We start from the raw sequence: 12,422 nt of genomic DNA, 5'->3' as shown, positions 1-12,422 counted from the left end.
GGTGATCACGGCAGGGTACGCAGCCCCTTGCCTGCGGCATCGCAGGCTGCCCGCAACCGTCTCGCGCAGTGGGCGATCTCGGCGCCGGACATCCGGGGCGGGAATCCGAACAGGATCAGCGCGTAGCGGGCGCGGCCGCCCGGGTCGAACACCGGCGCGCTCATCGCGCGCACCTCGTACACGGTGTCCGGGCCGAGTTCGGGCTGTCCGTACTCGACGGTCGGTTCGGGGTCGAACAGGTCGTGGAAGACGCTGCGCCGCCATCGGGCGTCGGCGATGGTGGACAGCCTCTTGATCCTGGCGTCGAACTCGCGCTGGCTCGGGCCGCCGAGCCGGACCCAGAAGCCGCGGTCGCGCACCCGGTCCAGGGCGACGCGCCAGGCTTCGGCCTGCCCGGGGCTGAGTGGTGTCGGTGCCTGGGCCAGCCAGCGTCGCACATCCGTCTCGTCGGCCCAGGGCAGCCAGCTCATGCCCAGCGGGGGCGCGAGCGGGGAGCGCATCCCGACGCGGACGGCAGGCCGGCCGCCGGACGGTGTCCCCGCGCTTGCCACGTGCACGATCTCATCGCCGACGATCGCGCCGGCAACGCACTCGACGGACATCTCCCGTGCGATGCGTTCCATCTCCGGCCGTCCGGGATCCACGTTGCGCAGCACGTCGAAGAGGTCGGCGTCGGCGGCTGCCCGGGACGACGGCTCGAAGCGACCGTAACCGCCCTCGAAGAAGACGAGGGGCATGGTCGGGTTGCCGAGGCTCATCTCCCTGACGCGCCCGATCACGATGTCGTGATCGCCTGCGGTGTACACGGCGTCCAGGTCGCACTCGATCCAGGCGACGACGCCGTCCAGGACCGGCAGCCCGCTCGGACCGGGCCGCCACCCGAGCCCGGCGAACTTGTTCGGCGCCTTCGACGCGAAGGCGCGGCAGACGTGTTCCTGGTCGGCACCGAGGATGTTGACGCAGAACCGTCCGGCCGCGCGGATCTTCGGCCAGGACGTCGACGAGTGGTCCGGCAGGAATCCCACCAGCGGCGGGTCGAGGGACACCGAGGTGAACGACCCGACCGCCATGCCGACCGGGGTGCCGTCCGGGTGGATCGCGCTGATCACACAGACACCGGTCGGATAGGTACCAAGCACCTGCCGGAACCACCGGGGGTCGGCGGCTGTGGTGCTGTCCGTGGTGGTCATCGGCGTCTCTCAGGCCGACTGGTCGGTCAGCTGAAGTGCCGCCACCCGCTCCTGGCTCACCTTGGGCGTCCAGCGGTCCTCGTGCTCCGCCCAGATGTCGCGCAGTTTCGGGGCGACGCGCGTACCGAAGAGGTAGTTGTTCTTCGCCGCAACCTCCTCGGGCAGGTTGCCGACGTGCATGCAGGTGATGAGCTGGCCGATGCGCAGGTCGGTGACGAGTTCGCGCACCCGCTGTTCGACCCGCTCCGGCGTGCCGGCGATGATGTATCCGAGCCGGTCGTAGTCCCAGAAGCTCAGCTCGCCCTTGTTCGCCTTCTCGCGTTCCTCGGCGGAGATGGTCTTCTCCCGGCTCAGCATGGCGCGCAGGGACTCCTGGGAGGTGTAGCCCGGGGGGTTGCCGAACTCCGGCGCGACGGGGTTCTGCCGGTAGAAGTAGCGGACGGCGTCGTAGTACTGCTCCTCGGCTTCCCTGTCGGTGTCGGCGCAGCAGATGACCTGGGTGAAGGCCATCCGGTTGGGGTTCATGTTGCCGCCGGTGGACTCGGTGTAGTCCCAGAAGCCGTTGACGATCGGGGTCGCGCTCTGCTTGCCCGAGAAGGACAAGTAGCCGTAGCAGTAGTCGAGTTCGTTGACGACCGACCAGGTCTCGACGCTGCCGCTGCCGGGGATCCATATGGGCAGCTCGCTCTGGACGGGCCGCGGCCACGGGTTGACGTAGCGCAGCTGGCTGTACTTGCCGTTGAAGGCGAAGGGCTCCTTGGCCTTCCAGGCGCGGTGCACGAGCTCGCGCGCCTCGTGGAAGCGCTCGCGCAGCTCGATCGGCGGGACGCCGTAGGAGAACGCGCTGTCCATCGGCGTGCCGAAGACGATGCCGGCGATGACCCGGCCGCCGGACAGGCAGTCGAGCATGGCGATCTCCTCCGCGACCCGGATCGGCGGGTTGTACAGCGCGAGAGAGTTGCCGCACAGCGCGATCGCGGAGTTCTCCGTGGTGGCGGCCAGCACGGCGGCGAGCAGGTTGGGGGACGGTGTCATCGCCAGCGAGGTCTGGTGGTGCTCGTTCAGCAGCAGCGAGTCCCAGCCCAGCTTGTCGGCCTGCTGCATCAGGCGCAGGTACATGTGGTATTCCTCGCCGACCTGACTCGGGTCGGCGTAGGACGCGGGTGGGGTGACCCAGGCGCTGCGCACCGTGTCGCCGTAGTCCTCCGGCAGGTGGGTGTGGAACTGCTGCGCGAACCAGTGGAACTTCATCTCTGTCCCCTTCGATGCGTTGGGTGCCGCCGCGGCCCGCCCGGTCGCCGCGGCTGACACATATGAACGTTAGTTTGTGTTCGGCTCGTGCGGGTCTGCCTCACAGGTACTCGAGATGTGCCCTGACCGCCCCGCGCCGCTCGTCGTACCAGCCGCGGCTCAGCGCGTAGGCGATCATCCCGGACAGCGAGGCCTCCCAGTCCGAGTCCACGGCACGGCCCGCCAGCGTGCGCAGCAGCTCGGCGGGGATCCACACATGCTCGCCGTCGCCCGTGACGCCGGCCCGGCCGAGCCGCCGCAGCGCCTCGTCGCGATCGCCGTCGACCACGACCTTCAGGGCGGTGAAGTCCTCGGGCGCGACCAGCTCGGGCGCGGCCCGCACGGCTGACTGACGCAGTTCCATTCAGCTGATCTCACTCAGCATCGAAACGGACTTCGTACTGGTGACGTTGGGTGCGTCGGCTGCCAGTGCGGCTCCCTCCGGGGAGGCCATCGCCGCCTGCATGGCCTGCGCGTCGGGGAAGTACAGCTCGGCGATCAGGTGGTACAGGGCGGGCGCGCCGTCCGCGTCCGGCAGCGTGAACGCCACCTCGAAACGGTCCAGTCCGGGCAGCGCCCGCACCAGCGGGGTGTGCGTCTGGAGGTAGTGCTTGTCGAACGCGTCGGCGTCGGCGGGCTGTGCGTAGAGCACGGTCAGCTTGATCACGGAGGTCTCCTCGAAGGACGGTGCGGATCCGATCCGCAGGGGACGGGATGCGGTCGCTCGACCGAACTATTGCGCAGACGAACTACTAGTCGTTAGTTTTCACCGTACACGAAAGCCCCGAAGAGAAGAACGGCCCGAAGCGAGGTTCGCGATGGGAAAGTTGTCCGGCAAGGTCGCACTGGTCACCGGAGCCGCGGCAGGCATCGGTGCCGCCACCGCCGAGGTGCTCGTCGGTCACGGCGCCCAGGTGGTGCTCGGCGACATCCGCGGCGATCTGGTGGAGGAGACGGCGAAGCGCATCGGCGACGCCGCCTCCGCCGTCACGTACGACGCGGCCGACACGGCGTCCGTGGAGCATCTCGTCGACGAGGTGATCGCGCGGCACGGCCGACTGGATGTTCTGCACAACAACGCGGCGATCACCGCGCAGGCGTGGACCCGCGACACCACTGTGCTCGACACCGAACTGGACTGGTTCGACCAGACGTTGCGCGTCAATCTGCGCAGCGGCTACGTCGCGGCGAGGCGAGCGCTTCCGCACATGATCGCCGGCGGTGGCGGCGCGATCGTCAATATGGCGTCGATCGCGGCGTTCAGCGGCGGTCCGACTCTCGTCGGCTACGGCATCTCGAAGGCCGGGGTGGCCGCGATGACTAAGTACCTGGCCGCGCAGTACGGCCGGCACAACGTCCGGACCAACTGCATCGCGCCGGGTGCCGTGCTCACCGAGCAGGTGCTGGAGAACGTGCCCGGCGTCACCGAGGCCGCGGTGGCCCAACTGCCCTACACACGCGCCGGCCAAGGCACCGACATCGGCAACGTGGTGGCCTTCCTCGCCAGCGAGGACGCCGCCTACATCAACGGCCAGGTCATCACCGTCGACGGGGGCGGCACCGCCGGGACGCCGCCGCCCCTGGACACCGCGCCGGAGGCCGGCAGCGGTCCCGTCCCGGCCTGACCTTCTACGACACCCCACCACATCGGATTCCGGAAGGGAGCGGCCATGCGGCTGCAGGACAAGGTTGCACTGATCACCGGCGCCGGCTCGGGCATCGGCCGGGCGACGGCCGAGGCGTTCGCCCGCGAAGGCGCCAAGGTGGTCATCCTCGACATCAACGCCGACGCCGGCAAGGACGTGGCCGACGCCATCGAACGTGCAGGGGGAACAGTCGAGTTCCAGCACGCCGACGCGTCGAACCCGGAGGACCTCGAACGGGTCGTCACCTTCACCACCGACACGTTCGGCCGCCTGGACATCCTGCACAACAACCACGTGTGGTTCGAGTCCGGCCGTATAGGCGACCTCAGCCTGGACGGCTTCCGCAAGTCACTGGACGTCAGCCTCATCGCCTACTGGTACGCAATCAAACTCGCCCTCAAGCCCATGCTCGCCCAGGGCAAGGGCTCCATCATCAACACCGCCTCGGTGTCCGGCGTCGCCGCCGACTACGGCATCGGCGCCTACAACGTGCTCAAGGCGGGCGTGGTGAACCTGTCCCGGATCACCGGCATCGAATACGCCCGCAAGGGCATCCGCTGCAACGCGGTGTGCCCCGGCCCCATCGCCACACCGCCCATCGGCCAGCTGCACGAGCAGGCGCCCGGCATCTGGGAGGACATCCGCGACGCGATCCCGATGGGCCGCTACGGCAAGCCCGAGGAGATCGCCGCGGCCGTGCTGTTCCTCGCCTCCGACGAAGCCGGATTCATCACCGGCTCCCATCTGGTGGCGGACGGCGGGCTCTGGGCGCACTCCGGCATGCCCCCGATCGGCGGGCTCGGCCCGGATTTCTGACCCGCCCCACCACCTCACGCCTGAACCGGAGCCCTCATGAAGTTCCATTGGTTCGCCGAAGCCACCTACAACGACCTGCCCGCGCGGTTGCCGCAGAAGCACCCCTCGTCGGCCGTCGACCTGCCCATGAACCTGGTGGACTCGCGGAAGGTCGGCGAGCACTACAAGATGTTCATCCGGCTGATGCAACAGGCCGACACGCTCGGCTGGGACGGCCTGGCCGTCAACGAACACCACCAGACGACGTTCGCGATGACACCGTCACCGAACCTGCTGGCTGCCAGTCTGGCGGGCACCACCGAGAACGCCGCGATCCTGATCATCGGTGACTCGCTGGCGCTGTACAACCCGCCCAACCGGGTGGCCGAGGAGATGGCCTATCTCGACTGCCTGTCCGACGGCCGGGTGATCGCCGGATTCGTCTTCGGCACGCCGATGGACACGGCCTTCGCCTACGGCATCTCCCCCGCCGAGCTGCGCGACCGCTTCCACGAGGCACGCAACCTGATCACCCGCGCCTGGACCGCGGACGAGCCGTTCACGTTCAACGGCAAGTACAACAAACTGCGTTACGTCAACGTCCTGCCGCGGCCCGTCCAGGGGCGGCCGCCGATCTGGGTGCCCGGCTCGGGCAGTCTGGAAACCTGGGACCTGGTGCTCGACGAGGACTACTGCTACGGCTACCTGTCGTTCTTCGGGCTCGACAACGCGCGCCCCATCGTCCACGGCTTCTGGGACCGCGTGCAGGAACGCGGCTTCGAGATCAACCCGTTCCGCATGGCCTTCACCCAGCTCATCTGCGTCGCCGACACCGACAAGGAGGCCGAGCGGGAGTACGCCGAGGCCGTCAACTACTTCTTCACCCGGCAAAAGGCACCGCTGCACTACGCCACACCACCGGGTTACATGACCATCGCATCGCAGCGCGAAGGCCTGCGCCGCCAGCGCGGTATCGGCCCCGAGGTACGGCAGCGGGCCGCCAACGGTGAGCTGAGCTTCTGGGAAGCCGACGAACTCGGGTTCATCGTCGCCGGCACCCCGGAACGGGTCCGGCAGCGCATCGAGACACTCGCGACCGAGCTGCACGTCGGCCAGCTCATCACCTGCATGCACATGGGCAACCTGCCCGAGGAGACCGCGGCCAAGAACAACGAGCTGTTCGGCCGCCAGGTCGCCCCCCATCTGCGCGATCTGTTCTCGGAGCACGAGGACCACTGGACCCCCGAGGTCAGCCGACAGCGCGTCGCAGCACACGCGCCCAAGATCACCGTTCCCGCGAACTGAGGAGGACAGATGCGCACGCTCGACATCGCCAACGTCGGAACGTTCGACGTCAATCTGTGGACGGCCGGCAGCGGCAGTCCCGTGCTGTTCCTGCACGGCTACGAGCGCCACCCCGGCGGCGCGCCCTTCCTGCAGCGGCTCGCGCAGTTCCACACCGTCTACGCGCCGGAGCAGCCTGGCTACGGCACCTCGACCGGGTTCGAACACGTGCAGGACATCTTCGATCTCGTCCTGTTCTACCGGGAGCTGGTGCGTTCGCTGGGGTACGAACGCATCGACGTCATCGGTCACTCGACCGGCGGCATGGTCGCCGCCGAACTCGCCGCGCTCAGCCCGGAGATCGTGGGCGAACTGGTGCTCGTCGACGCGTTCGGACTGTGGCTGGACGACCAGCCGGCTCAGGACCCGTTCGGGGCCGCCGACGAGGTCAAGGGCGCGAAGTGGCACGACTCGGCCGCCATCCCGAGCCCCGAGCCGACCATCTTCGTCCCCGACCCCGACGATCCCCACGGTGAGATCTTCTTCCAGGCCCAGAATCTCGCCACCGCGACCAAGTTCATGTGGCCGATCGCCGACCGGGGCCTGCGCCGCCGGCTGCCGTACGTGCGGGCACGGTCCCTCGTCGTGAACGGTGCGTCGGACGGGCTGGTGCCGCTCGCCTACGCCAAGGAGTTCGTCCGGCTCATCCCGCAGTGCGAGCTCGCGGTCATCGACGACGCCGGCCACTACCCGTTCATAGAGCAGGAAGACGAATTCATCGCCACCGTCGAGAAGTTCCTGAGCGCGTGAGCTCACCGGACAAGGAGGATCGCATGGGTCGGGTAGCGGGCAAGGTCGCCATAGTCACCGGCAGCGCGGCGGGCATCGGCCGCGCCACCGCACAGGCACTGGCCAGGGAAGGGGCGCAGGTCGTCATCGCAGACCTCAATCTCGACGGCGCGAAGCAGACCGCCGAGCAGATCGGCGAGGCCGCCACACCCTTCCAGTTCGACGCGACGAAGCAGGAATCCATCGCAGAACTGGTCGACTTCACGATGCGGCGCCACGGCCGCATCGACGTCCTGCACAACAACGCCGCGCTCGTCGGTCCTGACGCGTGGTTCACCGACGGATCGGTGCTGAGCACGAGCGTGGAGATGTGGGACCGCGCGTTCGCCACGAACGTCCGCAGCATCTTCCTCGCCTGCAAGTTCGCCCTGCCGCACATGGTGGCCGGCGGTGGTGGATCCATCATCAACATGGCTTCGGTCGGCGGCCTGAGCGGCAGCAAGGCACTGACCGCGTACGGCACGACCAAGGCCGCCGTCGTGGGCCTGACCCGCTACGTCGCGGCGCAGCACGGCAAGGACGGAGTGCGCTGCAACGCCATCGCGCCTGGCGTCATCCGCACCCAGCAGCTGCTGGACGCGGTGCCGGACCTGCCGCAGCAGACACTGCCGTCCATCGCGACGCCGCGGGTCGGTGAGCCCGAGGACATCGCGAACCTCGTCGTCTACCTGGCGTCGGAGGAGTCGGCGTTCATGACGGGTGAGACGCTGCGCATCGACGGCGGCGGCATGACCACCTCCAGCGGCGGCTGACGGGATCGGGGGTTCCCTCGGGGGAAGGCCGTCACCGCGACGCGGCCGGACCGGCTGTACCGGTCCGGCCGCGTCGCCCTTCGTTCAGCCGGATTCGGCGGACACCAGGCGCAGCGCCATGTCGCCGTAGTAATAGGCCAGTTGGGACTCGGAGAGCCGACCGCCCTCGTGGTACCAGAGCGAGATGCCGATACCCATCTCCAACATCGCGTAGCTGGCCAGCTGCGGCGACGGCGTCTGGAACCGGCCCTCGTCGACGCCTCGGTTGATGACGTCCTGCCACGAGCGGGCGTAGTCGCGGCGCAGCTTGCGGACCCGGTCCTGGGCGGGCTGCTCCAGGTTCCAGATCTCGGCGTTGCCGATGCGCACCTCGCGCGGATGGCGCGCGTGGTAGCGGACGTGCGCCTCCATGGCCCGGCGCAGCTGCTCGGCCACGTCGTTGGTGGTGGCAACCGCCATCTGGTGGTCGGCGACCAGGTTCTCCATCGTGCGCAGCATGATGTCCTGGAGCAGCTCCTGCTTGGACTCCAGGTGGTTGTACAGGCTGGGCGCCCGCATACCCAGCTGCGATGCGATGTCACGCATGCTGGTCCCGAGGTATCCGCGCTCGGCGAACAGCGTCAGCGCGGCATCCATGATGTCGCCGGCACGCCCGGCCGGGGCCGGCCGGGTCGACTTGCGAGCGTTAGCAGCTGACTGTGACGGCACATACCCATGCTAGTACACCAGGGAGTCCCTTGGCGAACGACCGTTCAGACGTCCCGTCGGGCGCCGACCGACTGGGTAGTAGCATGGCGCCCATGGGTCGCCCTTCCGCCACGAACGCCGCCGCGGGGTCCCGTGGCCCGGGAAGGCCGCGTGACCGCGCGATCGACAACATCATCCTGGAGGAAGCCCGGCGCGAGGTGGCCGAGAACGGCATCGCCCGCTTCAGCTTCCACGCGGTGGCCCGGCGTGCCGGCGTCGCCCGGAACACCATGTACCTGCGCTGGGCCAAGCGTGAGGATCTGATCAAGGCCGCCCTGTTGGCCGGTCACAACCCCGCCGCGCCGAAGCTGACCGGAACGCTCCCCAAGGACCTTGCGACCCTCGCCGACATCTTCGCCGCGTCCTTCGCGGCCGACGGGGCGCTCAGCGCGTACTACCAGTTGTCGGTGACCAGTCTGACCGATCCGGAGATGTGGGACTGGGCACGCCAGAACATCATCGAGCCCGCCCACGCCATCCCGGAGAGGGTCATTCGCGAGGCCCAGGAGCGCGGCGACGCGCGGACCGGCGTCGACGCCGGAGTGGTCGCCCGCATGATGGTCGGCGGCATCTTCGCCGAGGCCATCCTGCGGGTGCCGCACGGCCACGTGAGCGAGGAGTTCCGCCGCATGCTGGTCGCCAACGTCCTCGCACTCGTGGAGCCCGAGGCGTCCTGAGGGCGACCGCACAGGTGTCACCGCACGTGGAGCCCGAGGCGCCGACGGGCCGGAGCGCCGGTCGGCTCAGGCCCGCCAGAGCTGGTCGCCGGGGCGGGTGACCACGATCTCCGGGACCACGGCGCAGGCCGAGAGCCGGGTCACGGACAGCGCCAGTTCGACCACGTCCTCGATCCGGATCATCCGCGAGGGATCGATCCGGTCCCGCACATGCGCGGACATGTCGGTGTCGACGTATCCCGGGCAGATCGCGGTCGCGCAGACGCCCTGGGCCGACGCTTCGCTGTTCACGGACCGGCACAAGGAGATGAGCGCGGCCTTGGCGGCGCCGTACGCGGCGAGGTCCGGCTCGGCAGCGACGCCGGTGATCGAGGACAGGGCGATGACCTTCGAGCCGCGTTCGGGGTCCGCCGCCGCGGTCTTGCGCAGCAGTGGCAGGCTGTGCTGCAGCAGCACGAAGGGCGCCCGCACATTGACCGCGAACTGCAGGTCGTAGCGCTTCGTCGTCGTCTGTTCGAGCGCCCCGGCGCTCCCCACGCCCGCTCCTATCACAAGCACGTCGAGCCTGCCGTGGTGCTGTGCGTGCTCTGCCGCGAGGCGTCGTACGTCGTCCTCGACGGCCATGTCGGCGGGTACCCGGTGGACGCGCCCGCCCGCGTCGGCGAGTGCGCCCGCGGACTTCTCCAGGCGTGCCGCGTCCCTGGCGGACACGGTCAGGTCGTACCCCGCGTCCGCCAGCCCGCGGGCGATGCCCAGGCCGATGCCGCGGGAGGCACCGGTGACGAGCGCGGCCCGACGGCCGACGTGGGTGGGGGTCACAGCGGGGTCTCCTTTCCATTCAGCGCGCGCAGTCCGGCGGCCGCCAGCAGCGGAACCGCCTGGCCGACGGTCTCGAAGCCGTCGCCGAGGGTGAGGCCCTGGCGGTGGCGGGCGTGAATGCCCTCGGCGATCACGGCGATCTTGAAGTAGCCCAGGCCGAGGTAGAACCCCAGCCGGGTGAGGTCACTTCCGGTGACGCGGGCGTAGTGCTCGGCGAGGTCCCGCACGTGCGGCAGCCTGTGGCTGGTGGACGCCGCCGAACCGCCGAGCACCGGGTCGAAGGCCGGATCCCGGTAGACCAGGTGCAGAGCGAGGTCGGCGAGCGGATCGCCGACGGTGGCCATCTCCCAGTCCACCAGCGCGCGGACCTCGGACGGCTCGGCGGGGTCCAGGATGGCGTTGTCGATACGGTAGTCACCGTGCACGATCGAGGCGCCGCTCTCGGCCGGCACCACGGCGGCCAGCCGGGCGTGCAGCCTCTCGATGTCGGCCAGCGGTCTGGTGCCGACCCGCTCCCACTGGTCACACCACCTCCTCACCTGCCGGGCCAGGTAGCCCTCCGGGCGCCCGAAGTCACCGAGTCCGACGGCCCGGTGGGATACCGCGTGCAGCCTGGCGAGCACGTCGATCAGCGCGTGTCCGCAGTGCAGCGTCTCGGCCGGGGACAGGCACTCGAGTTCGGCCTGGGTGCGGATGACCCGGCCGGGTACGTGCTCCACGACCGAGAACGGCGTGCCGATCACCGAAGCGTCCTCGCACAGCGCCACCGTCCGGGCCACGGGGACACCGCTGCCCCACAGGGCCGCGGCGACGCGGTACTCGCGGCCGATGTCGTGGGCCGAGGGGGTGAGGCCGCCGAGCGGTGGCCTACGGACCACCCAGGTGGACGTGCCGTCGGTCACGCGGTAGGTGAGGTTGGACCGTCCGCCGTGCAGCAGCTCGGCGTGCAGCGGCCCGGCAGTGCCTTTCACCGCGCTCTCGAAGAACCTGTGCAGGGCGGCGACGTCCAGCCCCTCGGGACCTGCTTCGCTCGCGCTCATGCGCCGGACCGGGAGGGGCCGTTGAGGTGGCGGCTGACGACGCGCCTTGCGATCGCCCAGCGGTGGGTCTCGGACGGCCCGTCATAGATGCGGAAGGGGCGGACCTCGCGCAGGAAGCGGGACAGCAGCGCATCGCCGGAGATGCCCAGCGCCCCGCACATCTGCACCGAGCGATCCACGACCCGCCAGACCGCTTCGGCGGTGAACGTCTTGGCCATGGCGCCGGCCTGGGCGGCCGAGCGGCCGTTGTCGAGTTCCCAGCACGCCTGCCGGATCAGTCCACGGGAGGCGGCGATGTCGATCTCGTTGTCGGCGATCATCTGCTGGACCATGCCCAGTGCGGCCAGTGGAGAGCCGAACAGCCGGCGGTCGGCGGCCCGGGCCACGGCGATGTCCTGGGCGCGGCGGGCGATGCCCAGCCAGCGCATGCAGTGGGTCATGCGGGCCGGCCCGAGGCGCACCTGGGCGTACGCGAAGCCCTTGTCGACCTCGCCGAGCACAGCATCGTCGGGGACGACGCATCCGTCGAACACGACCTCGCAGTGGCCGCCGAAGAGGCTCTCGTCGAGCGTCTCGATGTGGCGGATCACCTTCATCCGAGGATCGGAGGCATCGACCAGGAACATCGTCGCTCCGCCGCGGTCGCCCGGTTCGCCGGAGGTACGGGCCATGCAGATCGCGTACGCCGCTCCGTCGGCGCCGGTGATGAACCACTTGCGGCCGTCGATCCGCCAGCCGCCCGGTACGCGCCTCGCCCGCGTCGACAGGGCCGCCGGGTCCGAGCCCGCGCCCGGTGCCGGCTCCGTCATCGCGAAGCAGGAGCGGACCGTGCCGGCCGCCAGCGGGCGCAGGTACCGCTCCTTCTGCTCCGGCGTCGCGACATGCTCCAGCAGGTGCATGTTGCCCTCGTCCGGGGCGGCGCAGTTCAGCGCCAGCGGTCCGAACAGCGAGTGGCCGGCCTCCTCGAAGACGACGGCGCGCGCCCGCATGTCAAGCCCGAGTCCGCCGTACTCCAAGGAGACGTGCGGAGCGAACACCCCGGCGTCCTTGGCGGCCTGCTGCAACCGGACGCGTACCGCGTCGCCCGCCCTCGCGGTGACGCCGGCGTACTCCTCCTCGACCGGGATGACGACGTCTCGGACGAATGCCGCCGTGCGCTCGGCAAGGTCGGCGACCTCGGGATCAGGGGCCAGTTCGATGGACACAGGACCTCCTCGCTCGGCAGGTCAGAACCTAACTAATGCTCATTAGTCTCCTTGCAGGATAGCAGATGCACTGCTCAAGCGAGGGCTGGTTGACACTTCAAGGCAGGCCGTCAGCCATCGCGGACCCG

The 12,422-nt window shown here is 69.5% G+C and carries 14 protein-coding genes; 6 read left to right on the top strand and 8 right to left on the bottom strand.

All coding sequences use genetic code 11. The annotated features are described in order from the left end of the window. Window positions 1-5: 5 nt before the first annotated feature. From IEZ19_RS26315 to IEZ19_RS26300, 4 genes are all read right to left on the bottom strand, one after another. Window positions 6-1,190 (bottom strand): flavin reductase, encoded by a 1,185-nt coding sequence (locus IEZ19_RS26315; RefSeq protein ID WP_189313765.1) that lies wholly within the window; start codon window positions 1,188-1,190, stop codon window positions 6-8. A 9-nt stretch (window positions 1,191-1,199) separates the two neighbouring features. Beyond that, entirely contained in the window at window positions 1,200-2,441 is a 1,242-nt protein-coding gene (locus tag IEZ19_RS26310; RefSeq protein WP_189313764.1) for an LLM class flavin-dependent oxidoreductase, read from the bottom strand. Between the two features lie 100 nt (window positions 2,442-2,541). Further along, on the bottom strand, window positions 2,542-2,844 hold the full coding sequence (locus IEZ19_RS26305; RefSeq protein ID WP_189313763.1) for a hypothetical protein: 303 nt from the start codon (window positions 2,842-2,844) through the stop codon (window positions 2,542-2,544). Next, window positions 2,845-3,147, bottom strand: coding sequence for an EthD family reductase (locus IEZ19_RS26300; protein ID WP_189313762.1), 303 nt, complete (start codon window positions 3,145-3,147; stop codon window positions 2,845-2,847). A 151-nt stretch (window positions 3,148-3,298) separates the two neighbouring features. Between IEZ19_RS26300 and IEZ19_RS26295 the strand changes: the two genes are divergently transcribed. The 5 genes from IEZ19_RS26295 to IEZ19_RS26275 are packed head-to-tail and all read left to right on the top strand — an operon-like array spanning window position 3,299 to window position 7,806. Further along, window positions 3,299-4,105 carry an SDR family NAD(P)-dependent oxidoreductase gene (locus IEZ19_RS26295; protein ID WP_189313761.1) on the top strand — a complete coding sequence of 269 codons (807 nt, stop codon included), beginning with the start codon at window positions 3,299-3,301 and terminating at the stop codon, window positions 4,103-4,105. Between the two features lie 45 nt (window positions 4,106-4,150). After that, window positions 4,151-4,942 carry an SDR family NAD(P)-dependent oxidoreductase gene (locus tag IEZ19_RS26290; RefSeq protein ID WP_189313760.1) on the top strand — a complete coding sequence of 264 codons (792 nt, stop codon included), beginning with the start codon at window positions 4,151-4,153 and terminating at the stop codon, window positions 4,940-4,942. 36 nt (window positions 4,943-4,978) lie between these two features. Next, window positions 4,979-6,226, top strand: coding sequence for an LLM class flavin-dependent oxidoreductase (locus IEZ19_RS26285; RefSeq protein WP_189313759.1), 1,248 nt, complete (start codon window positions 4,979-4,981; stop codon window positions 6,224-6,226). Between the two features lie 9 nt (window positions 6,227-6,235). Continuing rightward, a complete protein-coding gene (locus IEZ19_RS26280; RefSeq protein ID WP_189313758.1) occupies window positions 6,236-7,015 on the top strand; it encodes an alpha/beta fold hydrolase in 780 nt (259 codons plus the stop codon). Between the two features lie 23 nt (window positions 7,016-7,038). Continuing rightward, on the top strand, window positions 7,039-7,806 hold the full coding sequence (locus tag IEZ19_RS26275) for an SDR family NAD(P)-dependent oxidoreductase (RefSeq protein ID WP_189313757.1): 768 nt from the start codon (window positions 7,039-7,041) through the stop codon (window positions 7,804-7,806). Window positions 7,807-7,890: 84 nt separating this feature from the next. Here IEZ19_RS26275 and IEZ19_RS26270 read toward each other — a convergent pair whose 3' ends face one another. Further along, window positions 7,891-8,514 (bottom strand): TetR/AcrR family transcriptional regulator, encoded by a 624-nt coding sequence (locus tag IEZ19_RS26270; protein ID WP_229840791.1) that lies wholly within the window; start codon window positions 8,512-8,514, stop codon window positions 7,891-7,893. A gap of 92 nt (window positions 8,515-8,606) precedes the next feature. Here IEZ19_RS26270 and IEZ19_RS26265 point away from each other — a divergent pair, with 92 nt between their 5' ends. Continuing rightward, the gene (locus tag IEZ19_RS26265; RefSeq protein WP_189313756.1) at window positions 8,607-9,230 is read left to right on the top strand and encodes a TetR/AcrR family transcriptional regulator; all 624 of its coding nucleotides are present in this window, start codon (window positions 8,607-8,609) and stop codon (window positions 9,228-9,230) included. A gap of 66 nt (window positions 9,231-9,296) precedes the next feature. Here IEZ19_RS26265 and IEZ19_RS26260 read toward each other — a convergent pair whose 3' ends face one another. The 3 genes from IEZ19_RS26260 to IEZ19_RS26250 are packed head-to-tail and all read right to left on the bottom strand — an operon-like array spanning window position 9,297 to window position 12,294. Next, entirely contained in the window at window positions 9,297-10,049 is a 753-nt protein-coding gene (locus IEZ19_RS26260) for an SDR family NAD(P)-dependent oxidoreductase (RefSeq protein ID WP_189313755.1), read from the bottom strand. Continuing rightward, window positions 10,046-11,089 carry a phosphotransferase family protein gene (locus tag IEZ19_RS26255; protein ID WP_189313754.1) on the bottom strand — a complete coding sequence of 348 codons (1,044 nt, stop codon included), beginning with the start codon at window positions 11,087-11,089 and terminating at the stop codon, window positions 10,046-10,048. The genes IEZ19_RS26260 and IEZ19_RS26255 overlap by 4 nt, the downstream gene beginning before the upstream one ends. Beyond that, window positions 11,086-12,294, bottom strand: coding sequence for an acyl-CoA dehydrogenase family protein (locus IEZ19_RS26250; RefSeq protein WP_189313753.1), 1,209 nt, complete (start codon window positions 12,292-12,294; stop codon window positions 11,086-11,088). The genes IEZ19_RS26255 and IEZ19_RS26250 overlap by 4 nt, the downstream gene beginning before the upstream one ends. Between the last annotated feature and the right edge of the window lie 128 nt (window positions 12,295-12,422).

This window comes from Streptomyces brasiliensis (assembly GCF_014647875.1).
GTDB classification, from domain to species: Bacteria; Actinomycetota; Actinomycetes; order Streptomycetales; family Streptomycetaceae; genus Streptomyces; species Streptomyces brasiliensis.
Note: the sequence above shows the minus strand (reverse complement) of the source record. Positions and strands in the feature narration are given on the sequence as shown.

Bases quoted from the DNA above. Each gene is read 5' to 3' on its own strand.
- IEZ19_RS26315 (WP_189313765.1), bottom strand. From the start codon at position 1,190: ATGACCACCACGGACAGCACCACAGCCGCCGACCCCCGGTGGTTCCGG.
- IEZ19_RS26310 (WP_189313764.1), bottom strand. From the start codon at position 2,441: ATGAAGTTCCACTGGTTCGCGCAGCAGTTCCACACCCACCTGCCGGAG.
- IEZ19_RS26305 (WP_189313763.1), bottom strand. From the start codon at position 2,844: ATGGAACTGCGTCAGTCAGCCGTGCGGGCCGCGCCCGAGCTGGTCGCG.
- IEZ19_RS26295 (WP_189313761.1), top strand. From the start codon at position 3,299: ATGGGAAAGTTGTCCGGCAAGGTCGCACTGGTCACCGGAGCCGCGGCA.
- IEZ19_RS26290 (WP_189313760.1), top strand. From the start codon at position 4,151: ATGCGGCTGCAGGACAAGGTTGCACTGATCACCGGCGCCGGCTCGGGC.
- IEZ19_RS26285 (WP_189313759.1), top strand. From the start codon at position 4,979: ATGAAGTTCCATTGGTTCGCCGAAGCCACCTACAACGACCTGCCCGCG.
- IEZ19_RS26280 (WP_189313758.1), top strand. From the start codon at position 6,236: ATGCGCACGCTCGACATCGCCAACGTCGGAACGTTCGACGTCAATCTG.
- IEZ19_RS26275 (WP_189313757.1), top strand. From the start codon at position 7,039: ATGGGTCGGGTAGCGGGCAAGGTCGCCATAGTCACCGGCAGCGCGGCG.
- IEZ19_RS26265 (WP_189313756.1), top strand. From the start codon at position 8,607: ATGGGTCGCCCTTCCGCCACGAACGCCGCCGCGGGGTCCCGTGGCCCG.
- IEZ19_RS26255 (WP_189313754.1), bottom strand. From the start codon at position 11,089: ATGAGCGCGAGCGAAGCAGGTCCCGAGGGGCTGGACGTCGCCGCCCTG.